At 66.1% G+C, this 15,618-nt stretch carries 11 protein-coding genes and 1 pseudogene; 9 read left to right on the forward strand and 3 right to left on the reverse strand.

The genetic code is table 11. The annotated features are described in order from the left end of the window. Positions 1 to 28 precede the first annotated feature (28 nt). A complete protein-coding gene (locus ACYQ3G_RS09460) occupies positions 29 to 388 on the reverse strand; it encodes a hypothetical protein (protein WP_459825247.1) in 360 nt (119 codons plus the stop codon). A gap of 476 nt (positions 389 to 864) precedes the next feature. Continuing rightward, positions 865 to 2,373 carry a Fic family protein gene (locus ACYQ3G_RS09465; protein ID WP_459825250.1) on the reverse strand — a complete coding sequence of 503 codons (1,509 nt, stop codon included), beginning with the start codon at positions 2,371 to 2,373 and terminating at the stop codon, positions 865 to 867. A 773-nt stretch (positions 2,374 to 3,146) separates the two neighbouring features. On the opposite strand from ACYQ3G_RS09465, the pseudogene ACYQ3G_RS09470 reads away from it, so the two are divergent. Both ACYQ3G_RS09470 and gltA read left to right on the forward strand, forming a co-directional pair. Next, positions 3,147 to 3,980, forward strand: a pseudogene (locus tag ACYQ3G_RS09470) (sulfide/dihydroorotate dehydrogenase-like FAD/NAD-binding protein); the annotation flags it as partial. A 51-nt stretch (positions 3,981 to 4,031) separates the two neighbouring features. Continuing rightward, positions 4,032 to 5,411 (forward strand): NADPH-dependent glutamate synthase, encoded by a 1,380-nt coding sequence (gene gltA / locus ACYQ3G_RS09475; protein WP_459828304.1) that lies wholly within the window; start codon positions 4,032 to 4,034, stop codon positions 5,409 to 5,411. A 161-nt stretch (positions 5,412 to 5,572) separates the two neighbouring features. On the opposite strand, the gene ACYQ3G_RS09480 is transcribed toward gltA, so the two are convergent. After that, positions 5,573 to 6,529: a hypothetical protein gene (locus ACYQ3G_RS09480; RefSeq protein WP_459825253.1), complete on the reverse strand. Its 957-nt coding sequence runs from the start codon at positions 6,527 to 6,529 to the stop codon at positions 5,573 to 5,575. A gap of 393 nt (positions 6,530 to 6,922) precedes the next feature. On the opposite strand from ACYQ3G_RS09480, the gene ACYQ3G_RS09485 reads away from it, so the two are divergent. The 7 genes from ACYQ3G_RS09485 to ACYQ3G_RS09515 are packed head-to-tail and all read left to right on the forward strand — an operon-like array spanning position 6,923 to position 15,594. Beyond that, complete coding sequence (locus ACYQ3G_RS09485) at positions 6,923 to 9,028, forward strand: vWA domain-containing protein (protein WP_459825256.1); 2,106 nt, start codon at positions 6,923 to 6,925, stop codon at positions 9,026 to 9,028. 8 nt (positions 9,029 to 9,036) lie between these two features. Further along, positions 9,037 to 9,795, forward strand: a complete 759-nt coding sequence (locus tag ACYQ3G_RS09490) for an ABC transporter ATP-binding protein (protein ID WP_459825259.1) — start codon at positions 9,037 to 9,039, stop codon at positions 9,793 to 9,795. Next, positions 9,792 to 11,621, forward strand: coding sequence for an ABC transporter permease (locus ACYQ3G_RS09495; RefSeq protein WP_459825262.1), 1,830 nt, complete (start codon positions 9,792 to 9,794; stop codon positions 11,619 to 11,621). The genes ACYQ3G_RS09490 and ACYQ3G_RS09495 overlap by 4 nt, the downstream gene beginning before the upstream one ends. Further along, positions 11,611 to 13,296, forward strand: coding sequence for a formylglycine-generating enzyme family protein (locus tag ACYQ3G_RS09500; RefSeq protein WP_459825265.1), 1,686 nt, complete (start codon positions 11,611 to 11,613; stop codon positions 13,294 to 13,296). The genes ACYQ3G_RS09495 and ACYQ3G_RS09500 overlap by 11 nt, the downstream gene beginning before the upstream one ends. A 23-nt stretch (positions 13,297 to 13,319) precedes the next feature. Then, positions 13,320 to 13,967 carry a YMGG-like glycine zipper-containing protein gene (locus ACYQ3G_RS09505; protein WP_459825268.1) on the forward strand — a complete coding sequence of 216 codons (648 nt, stop codon included), beginning with the start codon at positions 13,320 to 13,322 and terminating at the stop codon, positions 13,965 to 13,967. Continuing rightward, the gene (locus ACYQ3G_RS09510; RefSeq protein WP_459825271.1) at positions 13,964 to 14,506 is read left to right on the forward strand and encodes a hypothetical protein; all 543 of its coding nucleotides are present in this window, start codon (positions 13,964 to 13,966) and stop codon (positions 14,504 to 14,506) included. Before ACYQ3G_RS09505 ends, ACYQ3G_RS09510 begins: the two co-directional genes overlap by 4 nt. Before the next feature lie 2 nt (positions 14,507 to 14,508). Continuing rightward, entirely contained in the window at positions 14,509 to 15,594 is a 1,086-nt protein-coding gene (locus tag ACYQ3G_RS09515) for a S41 family peptidase (protein ID WP_459825274.1), read from the forward strand. The last annotated feature ends 24 nt before the right edge of the window (positions 15,595 to 15,618 follow it).

Below are 15,618 nucleotides of genomic sequence, written 5' to 3' on the forward strand. Positions count from 1 at the left end.
CTTTTGAGCCGAAAGGCCGGACCGGCGGTTATCCACCGCAGCTCTCACTCACCGAGCTGAAATTCGTGACCACGGCTTCCCACATGTGCAGGGCGTCTTCCTGCGCCTCGACCCGGCAGGACAGCTTCAGCTCCACGTGCGGCTTGTGCGGGTCGCCGCCCGCGCCTTCATATTCCCAGCAGGCTGTCAACCTGGGCGAGTCGGAGCAGTCCTTGTCTTTGGGCTGCAGGATGTAGACCTCCTCCAGACCTTTCAAGCCTGCCAGAACCCTCTCGCCGGAGCGCAGAATCTTCAACTCGATCCGGTACTTGCTGGTCACCGATTTGACGACCTCGGTAATGCGGGGCGGGTCGCAGGGCTGAGCGAAAAGATGTGTGGCAAACCTCATGCGGATTCTTTGCCGCGATCCCGCGGGCGGCCGCTCAAGGCTTATGCCGGCTTGTTCGCTCCAGATTTTGAGGCCCTCGATCCTGCCGCTCGATAAAAAAAGGCGTCCGGGAAAGGCAAAGGGGTCGGAAAGGCAAAGGGGTCGGGTCTTCCTTTGACGCATCTTCTCGCCTGAGCCAGTTTATGACCACTTGAGCCAGCACTGGAAGCGGGGTCGCATATTGAATTTTGAATTTCTACGTCAGGGAAGGGGCACTGCGGCCAGCTATTCAAAGAGGGGGAAAGCGGGGGCGCATCTTGAATCTTGAATTTCCTGAAATCCAAAAACTCATCCGATTCCATCCACACCTAATACACCCGGTCATGCGTCCCGATATCGATGGGTATGATCTCCTTGTCGTCGATCAGAAATGGGGGCAAGGAGGCAGGTCGTCCTTTAACGAATCTGTCCGAGCCCGTTCCTCTCCCACTTGAAACTCAGTTCCTCGCGTATCCTTCACGAACGGCGTTTTCCATGCTGGCCAACTCGTCATCGGTCAGAAACCCGAAATGTGATTCCCTCTTTCTTGCCGAAAGACGACCATTGTTCTGCAGGCAGAGCTGGATGAAAAGATCGACGAGGCGGTCTGGCATATCAACGATCTGCTGCATGGCCTGCTTGGTCTTGTCGTAATTCGCCAGAAAATCGAGTTCTTCCACGAGCTCGTGCTCGATGGTGAGCTTGACGAAATCATACAACGCTTCCGCCTGCGCGGTCATGTCGATGTACCTGTACAGAGGCCCGGTCTCATCCGTCACGGTCATCTGGCCGAGATCGTCCAGGTTGTATTCGACCAGCCGCATCAGCGGGTTTGAGAACGCCTCCAGGGAGTGATCGTAAAGCTCCGGATTTTTCAGCATGGCGGCGGAGACCGGGAACATGAGTCCTTTCGGGATCTCACCGCGCAGGCACAGGATATTGTGAATGAGAAAGCGGTGAATGCGGCCGTTGCCGTCCTCAAAGGGATGCATGAAGACGAACCCGTAGGAGATGGCGGCGGCATGGATAATGGCGGGGACAGCGCCCTCCTTCATCACGTGATGGGCAGCGATCAGTCCCGCCATCAGTCCCGGGAGGTCGGACGGTCTGGGACAGACATAGTGAACGACCTGCTTCTGATAGGAAACAGCTTGACCGACGTAGTTCTGGTTGGCCCGGTAGTCCGAGTCTTGAAATCGGGGATCGACGATGCGGTTCTGAACGTCGATCAGGAGCGGCTTCTCGCAAAAGTCCTTGTGCTCGGCCATCTCCAGCAAGCCGATGAATTTCTCTGTCCGGGAGGCGTTTGGCTTGATGTGCTCGATCTCGAATGAGGACTTGGTCTCCTTGTTGTACAGGTACGTGAGTGCCCGCCTGAGAAGCTCTGGTGGATAGGAGGCCGCGACCTCTTCGCACCGTTTCCGCAGGTCGATTCCTTCCATGGCGTCGAGCTTTTCAGTGCGCCGGATGATGGGGCAGAAATCTTTCCCCCCAAGCAGATTGTCGATGACTCTCTGGCGCTGCATACGACGGCCGGGCGCTGCGGTGTAGTAACGGTCCGGTTCAAGCAGTGGGGTGTAATTTCCCTTGGTCAGATCCGGCAGCGGGAGTTCCCGTCCTGTCAGGAATTCATACAGGAACCAGATTTTGCGGGCGTATTTCCCGGTCGGTTTTGAACTGACCCAGGCCGCTATCTCTTCTGGCTGGACCACGTCAAAAAGGGCCGACAGGATGCCAAGATTTACGCCGTCGTACTTGAGGGCGAACTCCAGATGGTCTCCCGTCCCGTCTCCGGGCCAATAGGACTGGGGATAGACGGATTCCTCCCGCCCATCCTGAACAGTCGAGCGCAGCGTCCCCGTCGGGCTGACTGAGGACGTGTGCCAGTTCGGCAAAGCGCTCAAGCCGTATTGCTCTATCAGAAACGCATAGCCCGCTGGTCGGATCTGTGTCGTGCCCAATGTCATCACACCTCAAAAAATCGTTACGGATCTCAAAAAATGATTATAAAAAACATATTTTCTAAAAATATAGTTACTTTTGCGGTAATTTTCAAGATGATTGTTAGAGATGCCTGAGGTGAGGTCAAAACGGGGGGAGTTCTCAAAAAATGAGTTTGTGTCTTAAAATATGATTACAAATTGGCACTATTCAAGAAAAACAGTTATCGAGGCCGTCGGGGTAGCGGCAGACGATACATGGGAGCGAGGTGGCATCTTGAATCTTGAATTTCCACTCGTGCAGGCATGGGGCCAAGCCTTCCTTTGACGAATCTGGCCTCGTGCGCCAGTTCCACTTGTCTGCTTGAGCTCCTATCTTTGCCTCTCCTGCCCACCCTTGCCATGACCCGCCCCGTCCCCCGTTTTGGGGCGCGATATGAGCGTATTTCCACGGCGCAGGTTCCGGGGCTTACGTAATCCATTTTCAAGCCGCAAATCCGATTTCGCCCGATTCGCGCTGCCGGGTCGAGCCGGGGCCGACGTCTTCAGCCGCCGAACCATGAATCCTGCGGGGCGACACTTTTCGGACGGTGGTTTCCGGACGACGCTTGCCCGTTCCTCTCCTGCGCGGAATCACGCCGTGCATGGGGCGTGAAGTAAAGTATCTTTATTCACGTTAGTCGCGAAACGAGACGCGGCGCCTTGTCCGGTGCATGTATCCTCATGATGCAGGGACTGCAGGGCGGCAGCCCGGGACATTTCACGATCAGGTCCGAGGACCGAAACAGAGAGGATAAAGCATGCCGAACACCATCCTGGAAAAGAAACAGCTCATTCCCGACCAGACCTCCAAACTCGTCATCCATGCCCCGGAGATTGCGGCCAAGGCCCGTCCCGGAAATTTCGTCATTCTGCGGGTGCACCCCAAGGGCGAGCGCATACCTCTGACCATTGCCGACGCGGACAGGGAGAAGGGCGCCATCACCATCGTCTACCTCGTGCTCGGCAAGACCACGGCAATGCTTGAGGACTTGAAGGAAGGGGACGAGATTCTTGACCTGTGCGGCCCCCTGGGCAAGGCCACGCATATCGGGAAGCCGGGGACGGTCATCTGCGTGGGCGGCGGCACGGGCATCGCGGCCATGCACCACATCGCCAAGGGGCATCACGAGGCCGGGAACAGGGTCGTGGCCATCATCGGTGCCCGCAGCAAGGCTCTGCTGCTCTTCGAAGACGAGCTGAAGCTTTTCGCCGACGAAGTTCTCGTGTCCACCGACGACGGCAGCTACGGCCACAAGGGGCTGGTCACCGAACTGCTGGCGCAGCGCCTGGAAAAGGACGCGAGCGTCGGCGAGGTCGTGGCCGTGGGCCCGGTGCCCATGATGGCCGCCGTGGCGCGGACCACCAAACCCTTCGGCGTCAAGACCACCGTGTCCCTCAACTCCATCATGGTCGACGGCATCGGCATGTGCGGTGCCTGCCGCGTCAGCGTGGGCGGCAAGACGCAGTTCGCCTGCGTGGACGGGCCCGAGTTCGACGGGCACGAGGTAGATTTCGCGGAGCTCGGCAAGCGCCTGAGCTTCTTCAAGACCCTGGAAGGGCAGAGCATGGCCCGCCGGCACGAGTGCACGTGCGCCGCCGAGGTCGGCAAGAAGCCGAGGAAGACCATCGCCCCGCGCGTGCCCATGCCGCACCAGCCGCCCGAGCAGCGTGTGAAGAATTTCGACGAGGTGGCCCTGGGCTACACCATGGGCATGGCCGTGCAGGAAGCCAAGCGCTGTCTGCAGTGCAGGAAGCCCCAGTGCGTCAAGGGCTGCCCCGTGGAGGTGCCCATCCCGCAGTTCATCGCCGCTCTGGCCGAGCGCGACGTCGAGAAGGCCTACCGGATCATCAAGAGCACCAACAGCCTCCCGGCCATCTGCGGTCGCGTCTGTCCGCAGGAAAGCCAGTGCGAAGGCGGCTGCGTCCTGGGCGCCAAGGGCGAGCCCGTGGCCATCGGCCGCCTGGAGCGCTTCGTGGCCGACGAGTTCTTCCACCGCGACTCCTGCGACCTCATCTCCGACAAGTTCGAGTGCCCCCACATCGATCCGGACAGAAAGGTGGCCTGCATCGGCTCGGGCCCGTCGTCCCTGACCGTGGCCGGGTTCCTGGCCTCGCGCGGCTGCAAGGTCACTGTCTACGAGGCCCTGCACGAGCTGGGCGGCGTGCTCGTCTACGGCATCCCGGAGTTCCGGCTGCCCAAGAACAAGATCGTGGCCAAGGAGGTCAACGCCCTGCAGGACCTGCAGGTCGAGTTCGTGCGCAACGCCGTGGGCGGCAAGACCTTCGGCATCCAGGACCTCTTCGACAAGGGCTTCAAGGCCGTGTTCATCGGCGTGGGCGCGGGCCTGCCCCGGTTCATGAACATCCCCGGCGAGAACCTCAACGGCGTCTTTTCGGCCAACGAGTACCTGACCCGCGTCAACCTCGGCCGGGCCTACGATTTCCCGAACTTCGACACGCCCATCATCCGCGGCCGCCACGTCACGGTCTACGGCGGCGGCAACGTGGCCATGGATGCGGCGCGCACGGCAAGACGCCTGGGCGCCGAGAGCGTGCGCATCGTCTACAGGCGCACGGTGGAGGCCATGCCCGCCCGGCGCGAGGAGGTCGAGCACGCCATCGAGGAGGGCGTGATCATGGAATGCCTGGCCGCGCCCCTGGAGTTCATCCCTGGCGAGGACGGGAACCTGGGCACGGTCCGCCTGCAGCGCATGGAACTCGGCGAGCCCGACTCCTCCGGGCGCCGCAGTCCCAAACCCGTCGAGGGGGACATCTACGAGCTGCCGACGGACCTGGCGGTCATCGCCGTGGGCACCCGCTCCAACCCCGTGCTGCTGGAGAACGAGCCCGGCCTGGCCCTCAACAAGTGGGGCTACATTCAGATCGACGAGGAAACCGGCGAGACGAGCATACCGAACGTCTTCGCCGGCGGCGACATCGTCACCGGCGCGGCCACGGTCATCCTGGCCATGGGCGCCGGACGGCTGGCGGCCAAGGATATAGCCCGCAGGCTCGGCTGCTGAAAACGGCCCGGCCGGGCGGGCTTGATGTCCGTCCGGTCGGGTTTTTCGGGCAAGGGGTCATGGACAGGGGGCAGGCCTTGCTATGACGCATCCAGGCAGGTGCGGCGGAGCGCATGCGGTCTTCGGGGCCAGGCTTAGGGAGAGCGCTGCCCCGTCCGCGGTCATGTGGCGTAATGCCGCCGTATTGAACTGAAATTCGTGACGATGGCGTCCCACATGCGCAGGGCGTCTTCCTGCGCCTCGACCCGGCAGGACAGCTTCAGCTCCACGTGCGGCTTGTGCGGGTCGCCGCCCGCGCCTTCATATTCCCAGCAGGCTGTCAACCTGGGCGAGTCGGAGCAGTCCTTGTCTTTGGGCTGCAGGATGTAGACCTCCTCCAGACCTTTCAAGCCTGCCAGAACCCTCTCGCCGGAGCGCAGAATCTTCAACTCGATCCGGTACTTGCTGGTCACCGATTTGACGACCTCGGTAATGCGGGGCGGGTCGCAGGGCTGAGCGAAAAGATGTGTGGCAAACCTCATGCGGATTCTTTGCCGCGATCCCGCGGGCGGCCGCTCAAGGCTTATGCCGGCTTGTTCGCTCCAGATTTTGAGGCCCTCGATCCTGCCGCTCGATAAAAAAAAGGTGTCCGGCGTAACCTGCCCGTTGCCGTGTCGATACTGCCTGAAGAGGTTCAGGATCGGCCCATTGATGGTCAGGCACGGCCCGCACGTGTCGAAGGGGCGGTTTTCCGTCAGGCGCAGAATGACGTCCGGCAGGCCGATGTAGACCTCAAGGTTGTGGTCGGCCCTGCTGCCGTTGCAGCAGCGAAGCAGGGCCGGGAACCCGCAGAGGTCGGTGACGTCCGTTTCGTCCCATCTCTCGCGCACGGACAGGCCCGTGATTTCGTGCGCCGTGCCAGCTTCGGTGCCGATGGATTTCCTGAGTTGGTCCATGGAACGACCATGCCCCGGACCGGTTTTCCACGGCACTTCATCAACGGCTATCCCGTTGACCTTGAACCACGCCGCGGACGGTTCCATGCCCTCCGGCACGGGCAGCACGAACCTGCCCACGGGACGCATGACCACCGGGAGCGGCGGGAACTTCGGATCGGGGTTGGCAGTGTCGATGTGCATGAAACGGAACCCTCCGGAAAATGGATTCTGCGCGAAAACGCGAAAACCGGATGAAGAACGCTCGTATCAGAAATGTCAGCACCGTACGGCAGCCGGGCCCGGGGTGGCAAGTTTCGCAACGCGCCATGTGCCGGGCGGTACGCATCGGTTTCGGGCCGCTTCCGGGTTGGTCCAAGGCGCACCGGGAAGTTCTCGTCCGCGACGGGTTCTCCCAGAGGACGGAGGCGCCGCGGCAGGCCGCACATGCGTTTGCGGTCGATTGCACTGTCGGTGCGGGGAGATTGGTCTTGCGACGGCCTGCATTCAAGTTTGCCTTGAGCTTCAATTAGTTGTATCGTCCGTAAAACCTTATTCTTACCGTACGTAGTACCTCAACACGAGTCAGGAGGATGCATGTCCCGTTCTCTAGCTTCTGTGCGCACGATGCTCTGCATGAGCGTTCTTCTGGGGTTGACGACTTTCGGGGGCTTGAGCCGCGCCGAATTGGCCGATCTCGAAGGGACCCAGGGGCATGCCGCCCCCGAAGGGCTTTCGGCCCTGGAAGGGACGGCGGGACACGCCCCGGCCGGGGGGCAGCCCGTCGACGACGGCATCGTCTGCCAGCCCGGCGCGCCCTGCACGGAAGCGGCCACGCAGCAGCCCCTGCGCGTCCTGCCCCGACCTTTCTCCAGCATCTACCGTGAGGCGGCCGCGGACCAGGGGGCGGTGGTCACGGCCAATGTCCCGGCCTTCAAGCCCCTCTTCGTCTTCGACCGCAAGGACCTGGACCTCTCCCGGCCCGCGGAACCCCAGGGGTGGTATCAGGTAGGGCGCACGCGCACGACGCCCGACGGCTGGATGCAGGCCAAGGACGCGCTCGAATGGCGGCAGGCCCTGCTCGTCTCCTACACCCATCCCGGCAACGAGCTCGAAGGCCGCAGCCCCGTGCTCATGTTCCGCGACCGTACGTCCCTGGAGGCCATCGTCGACGACATGGACATGTCCGGCAAGGCCAAGGCCCTGTACGAGGGCGTCGGCGCCGGCAACATTCCCGAGAGCGTGGTCAGCATGGAGCCCAAGCGCTTCGTCGACATCACCAAGCAGTTCTACGTCCTGCCCATCCTGCAGTGGTCCCAGACCCAGATCGGCGGCGACGACGTGCGCCTCCTGCAGGTGGCCGCGGCCGTGCCCGGCGCCCGCGGGGCCGACACGGTCGGCAACGCCGACTACCTGGAGCAGGCCCAGGTGGGCCGCGACGCCGGCGGCGCGGTCATGCGCGACGTCAAGACCGACATCGTCTTCGTCATCGACACCAGCCGCAGCATGCAGCCCTTCATCGACATGACCCGCGAGGCCGTGTCGCAGATGAGTAAGCAGTTCAGCGCCGAGACGGCCGACCGCTTCCGTTTCGGCCTGGTGGTCTACCGCGACTCCCTGGAGGTCGCCCCGCAACTGGAGTACGTGACCCGCAACCTGACGCCCGAGCTCGTCAGCGCCGACCAGCTGGTCGGGCTGCTGGAGAAGGACGGAGGCGCCACGGCCGTGGGCAGCGTGGACTACGCCGAGGAGGCTTTCGCCGGCGTGGACGCGGCCCTGCACTCCAAATGGCGCGAAGGGGCCCTGCGCTTTGTCATCCTCCTGGGCGACGCCAGCTCCCACCCCAAGGGGCACAAGCAGAACACCACGGGCAAGGACGAGACGGACCTGCGCCGCGAGTACGACGACGCCCAGGTCCACCTCTTCGCCATCCACCTGCAGGACCCCCGGGCCAAGGAGGACCACCCGCGCGCCCTGGCCCAGTTCAGCCACCTGGCGCGGGTGCGCGGCGACGAGTCCAGTTCGGCCATCAGGGAGGTCAACGCCTTCGACGAGAACGAGTACCGCGCCCTGGCCGAGCACCTGACGGGCCGCATCAACACCCTGCTGAGCCAGACCATGGGCGGGCCGGCGCAGAACGCCGCGGCGCCCCTGGCCGAGTTCGACAAGCTCTGGGAGGCCGCCCTCATCGAGTACGTCGGCAAGGACGCCAACCCGCCCAAGGACATCGTGGCCTGGACCCTGGACCGCGACCTCATCAACCCGGCCGACAAGGCCCTCGACGTGCGCGTGCTGGTCACGCGCGAGCAGCTCTCGTCCCTGTCCCAGACCCTGGACCAGGTGGTGCAGGCCGTCATGCGCGCCGAAGTCACCCAGGGCCAGTTCTTCGAGGCCCTGCAGGGCGTGGCCGGACAGGCCATGAAGCGGCCCGAGGACCTCGGCGGGGCGGTGCGCCTGGCCGACACGGGCCTGCTGCCGGCCTTCATCCAGAGCCTGCCCTACAAGAGCGACGTCCTGGCCCTGACGGACGACATGTTCGCCAGCATGACGGCCGAGCAGCGCTCGCAGCTGGAGTGGAGCATCCTGGCCAAGCTCGACCAGTACCGGACCATCAACGAGCAGGTCGACGCCTGGTTCCGCGTCAACGAAGCCGACCCCGACCAGGACATGGTGTACCCGCTGCACCTCGACTACCTGCCGTAGGGTTGTCCGTGAGCGGCACCACGGCGCCCATGGTCCGCCTGGAGGGACTGGTCAAGACGCGCAGCCAGGGCGGGAGCGTCTTCGAGCTGCGCGTGCCGTCCTTCGAGGTCGGGCCGGGGCGCATGGTGGCCGTCATCGGCGAGAGCGGCTGCGGCAAGAGCACGCTCCTGGACATCGTGGCCCTGGTCATGGAGCCCACCGTCGTGGGGCGCTTCGAGATAGCTGCCGGGCCTGCGGGCCTTCCGGCCGACGCAGCGGCCCTGTGGGCCCGGGGCGACGAGGATGCCCTGGCCGCCCTGCGGCGCGAGCATTTCGGCTACGTCCTGCAGACCGGGGGGCTGCTGCCCTTTCTCAGCGTGCGCCGCAACATCCTCCTGCCCGCGGAGCTGGGCGGCGGGAGCGTCCCCGCCGGGCGCCTCGAAGCCCTGGCCGAGGGCATGGGCCTGGCCGGGTGCCTGGACCGCATGCCGTCCTCCCTGTCCATCGGCCAGCGCCAGCGCGCGGCCATCCTGCGCGCCCTGATCCACCGGCCGCGTCTGGTCCTGGCCGACGAGCCCACGGCGGCCGTGGACAAGGGCAGGGCCCGGGCCATCATGGACGACATGCACCGTCTGGCCCGCGAGGAGTCCGTGGCCGTGGTCGTGGTCACCCACGACACGGACCTGGTCCTGGGCCGTGCCGACGCCTTCTACTCCTTCGATCTCGAACACGTCTCCCCGCACATGACCCGTTCCGTCTGCCGGCCCTGCCCGGGAGGCGCCCCGTGACGCCCGCCGGCCCCCTGCGGCGCATCCCGTTCCTGGCGGCGGCCCACCTGCGCCACGAATGGGTGCTGACCCTGTGCCTGGTCACGGCCCTGGCGGCCGTCATCTCGCCGCTGCTGGTCCTGCTGGGCCTCAAGCACGGCACCATCCAGACCCTGCGCGAACGCCTGGTGGAGGATCCGGTCTTCCGCGAGATCCGGCCCACCCAGACCCGGGAGTTCGCGCCCGCCTGGTTCGACGACGTGGCCTCCTGGCACGGGACAAGCTTCCTGACCCCGACCATCCTGCCGCTATCCTCGGTCATCTCCGTGGCGCTGCCCGACGGCTCCGCGCTCTTCGACCTCATCCCCACGGCCCCCGGCGACCCGCTGCTGCTGGAGAACGGCGGAGCCGTGCCCGGCGAGGGCGAGGTCGTGCTGACGGCCGAGGCCGCGCGGCGGGCCGGTGTCGCGGCAGGCGGCGAGATCGTGGCCCGCGTGACCCGCTCCCGCGGCGGACGGGGCGAGGCCGTGGAGGCGAGGCTGCGCGTGGCCGCAGTGCTGGACCAGCGGGCCGGCTCCCTGCCGCGGGTCTACGCGCCCCTGCCCTTCGTGCTGGACGTGGAGGCCTACAAGGAGGGCTACGCGGCCCCGGCCAGAGGCTGGGCCGGCGAGACCCCGCAACCCTACCCGAGCTACGACGGCGCCGTGCTCCTGCTGCCCGCGCCGCTGCAGCCCATCGTCCGTTCGGGGCTGGTCATCAACACGGGTTTCGGCCGCATCGCCGAGATCGGGGCCGGCCGCGTGCGGGAACTGACCGGCCTCGCGCCGCCTGAGGGCTTCGCCTGCTACGACCTGCCCGCGCCCGGCGCGCCCGTGACCGCCTCCAGCCTGCGGGCCGTGGACCAGAAGTTGCGCGGCCATTCGCGCGTCCTGCTGCCGTACGTCCGCGACATGGTCCTGCGCGCCGGCGACCGCGAGCTGCGCCCCGTGGGCCTGTCCCTGGACGCGTCCCAGGCGGTGCTGCTTGGCCTGGAGCCGACGCCCTGGCCGGGCTTCGGCGGCCGCCTGCCCGAGGGCGGGGCCCTGGTGGGATGCCTGTGGCCGGCCGCCGACGGCCTCGCCCCGGGGGCCACCGTCGACGTGCGCGCCCCGGGCCAGGCCGAGGTTTCCTTCTTCTTGCGCGTGGCCGGTTCCATCGACCTGGACCGGCCCGTGGTGCCGGCGGAGCTCATGGGCGTGCTGCGCACGGCCGCCCAGCGCGCCGTGGCCTTCGACCGGCAGGCGGAGTCCTTCCGCATGGCCCGCGGCGGATACCGGGGCTTCCGCCTCTACGCCGCAAGCATCGACGACGTGCCCGGCCTGTACCGCAGGCTGAAGGAGCAGGGCGTGGAGGTCGTGGCCGAGGTCGAGGCCATCGAGCGCATCCGCGTCCTGGACCACGGGCTCTCGCGCCTCTTCTGGCTCATCGCCACCCTCGGCCTCTTCGGCGGCACGGGGGTGTTGGTGGCCAGCCTCTACGCGGCCGTGGAGCGCCGCCGCCGGGACCTGGGGGTGCTCCGGCTCCTGGGCTTCGCGCGGCGGCACGTCTTCTTTTTCCCCATGGCGCAGGGCCTCATCATCTCGGTCCTGGGGCTTGCGGCCGGCTTCGGCGGCTACGCCGTGCTGGCCGGAGCCATCGACCGCGCCTTCGCCATGGACCTCGCCCCGGGGGAGGCCTTCTGCACCCTGCCGGGCGCCTACGTTCCCCTGTTCTGTCTCTCAACCCTCGTCCTGGCGTCCCTGGCCTCCCTGGTGGCCGCCTGGCGGGCAACGTGCATCGATCCTGCGGAGGTCATTCGTGAACAGTGACGGTTTGTGGAGGCGGCGGCTGGCCGCGATGCTTCTCTTCCTGACGGCGGCCCTGGCCGCGGCGATGCCTGCGGCATCCGAGGGGCCCGCCCCGACGCCGTACAACCCCAAGCCGGCAGAAGGGGATCTTGTCCTGCCCATGCCGGGCGACGCGGAGATGGTTTTCCGGCGGGTGCAGGTCCCGGGCAAGGGCTTCTGGGGTGACCAGAGCCGCATCATCCAGATTGGCGACGCCTCGGGCGGCATCTTCGAGGGCCTGCAGCGGACCCAGATCAGCGGCTCCTTCCCGGCGGGGAAGTCCGAGGCCTGGGAGATCGTGCTGGCCAAGTACGAGCTGACCCGCGGGCAGTTCGCGGCGGTCATGGGCATGGACGCGCTGCTGGCGGCCAGCGCCGACCCCGAGGACCAGAAGCTGCCGACCCTGCAGGGCCGCGCCCAGCGCGACGCCCTGATGAAACCCCTGGCCTACGTGGGGCACGGCGACGTGGTGGAGTTCATCCGCCGCTACAACCTGTGGCTCTTCGACCCGGCCCACCCCGAGCGCGTGGCCGACATGCCCAAGGTCGAGACGGTGCCGGGCTTCGTGCGCCTGCCCACGGAGGACGAGTGGGAGTACTGCGCGCGCGGCGGCCTCGAAGCCATGCAGGCCGGCACTTTTGACGACAGGTTGCCCTTTCCGGCCGGCAAGGCCGACGAGTTCGCCTGGCATCTGGGCAATGCCAAGCACCAGTTGCGGCCCGTAGGCCTTCGCCAGCCCGACGCCCACGGCTTCTACGACCTGTTCGGCAACGCCCAGGAGATGACCTCGGGGCTGTTCCGGCCCGAGGTCTGGCAGGGCAAGCCCGGAGGCGTGGCCGTGCGCGGCGGCAGCGTGTCCACGCCGGCCGCGGACCTGCGCAGCTCCCTGCGGGCCGAGCTCGACGTGTACGGCTGGAACGCCGACGCCAAGCGGGTGGAGGAGCGCAAGTCCTTCAACACCGGCGCGCGGCTGGCCCTCGGGGCCAACGTCGTGGTCGGCACGGCCCAGCGCGGCGCCATCGAGAAGGAATACGAGGCCTACAAGGCCGACCTGCGCAAGACCATGCCCGTGGGCCGCACCCTGGACAACCTGGTCAGCCAGGCCTCGGTCCAGATCGGCGCGGCCGACCCCATCATCGAGCGCCTCATCAAGGACAACCCGGCCCTGAAGGAGTCTCTGGGCGCGGTGCAGTCCACCCTGGACAAGGCCAGGGAGCGCCTGGAGCTGGCCCAGCGCGAGAGCGCCCGCAGCCTGGCCCAGGACGCGGCCCGCAACGGGGTCAACCTGTCGGTCTACCTGTCGCGGCTGTCGCGTCTGACGGATACACTGAAGCTGGCCAAGGAGCTTGCGGAGACCTCGACGCGCTACCAGGAGCAGGTCGCGGCCGTGGAGAAGTCCATGGGCGAGCTGGAAACAGCGCTGCGGGAACAGCTGGACGGCTACAAGGGCAAGATCGGAACGCTGGGCGACTACGAGAAGGGCTACATCGATTTCGCCTTCACGGAGCTCGAAGCCAAAGAGATGACCAAGCGCGAGCGCCTGGTCATGAAGCTGCTCAAGGGGCATGTCCAAAGCTTCGCGGAGCAGCGCCGGGCCGACTCCGAACTCTGGCTGGAGGATTTCCGAAAGGGTTTTGCCGAATTTTCAGATTCATGAAACCAACTATTTCAGGAGGCTGTATGAAGAAGATCGTGAATGTGCTTGTCGTGGCGCTTTTGGTCTGCGCTCTGCTGCCCGGCTGCGCGACCATGTCCGACCAGACGCGGACCAAGGCCGAAGGCGCTGGAGTCGGGGCCGTTCTGGGCGGACTGCTCGGCTATGCCGTGGGCGGCGAAAAGGGTGCGGCCATCGGAGCGGCGGTGGGCGCAGGTGCGGGCTTCCTCGTGGGCAACGAAATCGCCAAACGCAAGCAGGCCTACGCCAACACCGAGGACTTCCTCGACGCCGAGATCGCCAACACGCAGGAGTACAACAAGACCGCCGTCGCCTACAACGCGAAGCTCTCCAAAGACGTCGCCCAGTTGGAGAAGGAATCCACGGCCCTGCGCGCCAAGTACGACAAGGGCCAGGTCGACAAGAAGGCCCTGGCCGCCAAGAGCGACAGCCTGCAGAAGAAGATCGACGACAGCAAGAAGCTCGAGGACACGCTGGCCAAGGAGCTCGAGGTGCAGACGGCAATCCTGGCGGATGAGAAGAAGACGCGGCCGGCCGACGACCAGTACATCGTCCGCCTGGAGAAGGAAGTCGCCGCCCTGCAGAAGAACCTGGATACGCTCCGCGACGGCAGCACCCAGCTGGCCAAGATCGATCAGAGGCTGTCCGTATGAAGGCGCGCACAGTTCTTCTCTCCCTTGTGACGGCCGCTCTGCTCTGTGGCTGCGGAGGCCAGCATGATCCGCGCTCGGGCGGCTTTTTCGGGGGCGTGGCAGGCCTGGGCGGCGGGAGCTACGACAACCGGGTCAAGGAACGCGAGGCCAGGCTTGAGCAGCTCAGGGCCACCCAGGCCCAGCTCGACTCCGAAAAGGGCCAGTTGGAGACGCAGAAGAGCGCGGCCCAGGCCAAGCTGAGTCAGGACCAGGCCAAGGTCGACGCCATGCAGGCCGACGTCGCGGCCCTGGAGAAGAAGACCAAGGCCCTGTCCTCGCAGCAGGGCGCGGACCAGAAGCGCGTGGCCGAACTGCAAAAGCGCTTGGACGGCCTCAAGACGGGCATGCAGAAGCAGGAGTCGTCCCTCGACGCCCTCGAAGGCAGCGGCCTCGGCGATGCCGAGGTCGACCTGAAGCGCCAGCAGCTCGAAAAGCAGCGCGACGCCCTGCGCAAGGAGTACGACCTGCTCATGAAGATGCAGATGGAGCTGGCGAAGTGAGGATGGCCCAGGTTTTGGCCGTCCTGGCTGTTCTGGCCCCATTGGGGGCTCACGCCGTGCCCCTGGATGAGATTCGTCAGGTTCTGCGGGCCCAGGCCCTGTCCGCTCCGTCCGAGGCCGATCTGACCGGCCTGCGGGAGGACAACTTGCCACAGGCCCTGGCCCGCATGGACCCCTACGCACGGTTCTACGCGCCCGGCCGGTACGTCTCACCCGCGGCCGGGCGCGAGGCCAGGGTCGGCATCGGCGCCGACCTGGTGCCCCGCGGCGGGGAGCTCTTTCTGTCCGTGTACCAGGGCGGGGCGGCGTTCCGCGCCGGCGTGCCTGACCGCGCCAAGCTCGTCTCCGTGGACGGGCGCCAGGTGTCGGGGCTCGACCCGCAGGCCGCTGCACAGCTCCTGCGGGGCGGCGAGCATTCTCCGGTCCGTCTCGGCATCGTCGGCCCGGACGGCTCACGGCCCACGGTTGCCGTCCGCCGAGAGGTCTTCAGGCCCCTCGATGTGGAGGCCGTATTGCCGGGCAACCGGGTGGTGCGCATCCGCGATTTCGCGGCGGGTCTGACCAGGCCGGCCCTGCAGGCCACGCTGGGTGTCCTGGACAGGGCGCCGGGGTCGCTTGACGCGCCGCTGATCATCGACTTGCGCGACGCCACGGGCGGCGACCTCTACGAGGCCTTCGACATGGCCGCGCTGTTCCTGCCGGCCGGGACGCTTCTCGGAACGCTGCGCGGCCCGGATGGCAAGGCCCGGCATGTGCGGGCCCAGGCCGGCGAAAAGTACGGCATGCCCGTGGCCCTGCTGGTGGGCCCCGACACGGCCAGTGCGGCCGAGATCTTCGCCGGGGCCCTGAACCGGAACGGCCGGGCGAAGCTGGTGGGGCGGCGCACCTTCGGCAAGTGCAGCACCCAGACCGATGTCCGGCTGTCCGACGGGTCTGTGCTGCGTTTCACCAATCTTGAGGTCCTGCTCCCCGGCGGGGATTCGTGCTCCGGCACGGGCCTTGTCCCCGACAGGGAGGTCGATGCCGTTGCGGCAGAGGATCTTGCGCGGCTGGTTGCCGCGGTTCGAACGATGTTCAACACCGACTGAACGGGCGGCGTCCGCCGGCGCCAC

This window comes from Desulfomicrobium salsuginis, assembly GCF_054657795.1.

Excerpts from the sequence above, each read along its gene's own strand:
- gltA (WP_459828304.1), top strand. The coding sequence starts at position 4,032 with ATGCCGCACCAGCCGCCCGAGCAGCGTGTGAAGAATTTCGACGAGGTG.
- ACYQ3G_RS09485 (WP_459825256.1), top strand. The coding sequence starts at position 6,923 with ATGTCCCGTTCTCTAGCTTCTGTGCGCACGATGCTCTGCATGAGCGTT.
- ACYQ3G_RS09505 (WP_459825268.1), top strand. The coding sequence starts at position 13,320 with ATGAAGAAGATCGTGAATGTGCTTGTCGTGGCGCTTTTGGTCTGCGCT.
- ACYQ3G_RS09515 (WP_459825274.1), top strand. The coding sequence starts at position 14,509 with ATGGCCCAGGTTTTGGCCGTCCTGGCTGTTCTGGCCCCATTGGGGGCT.
- ACYQ3G_RS09480 (WP_459825253.1), bottom strand. The coding sequence starts at position 6,529 with ATGCACATCGACACTGCCAACCCCGATCCGAAGTTCCCGCCGCTCCCG.
- ACYQ3G_RS09510 (WP_459825271.1), top strand. The coding sequence starts at position 13,964 with ATGAAGGCGCGCACAGTTCTTCTCTCCCTTGTGACGGCCGCTCTGCTC.
- ACYQ3G_RS09460 (WP_459825247.1), bottom strand. The coding sequence starts at position 388 with ATGAGGTTTGCCACACATCTTTTCGCTCAGCCCTGCGACCCGCCCCGC.
- ACYQ3G_RS09465 (WP_459825250.1), bottom strand. The coding sequence starts at position 2,373 with ATGACATTGGGCACGACACAGATCCGACCAGCGGGCTATGCGTTTCTG.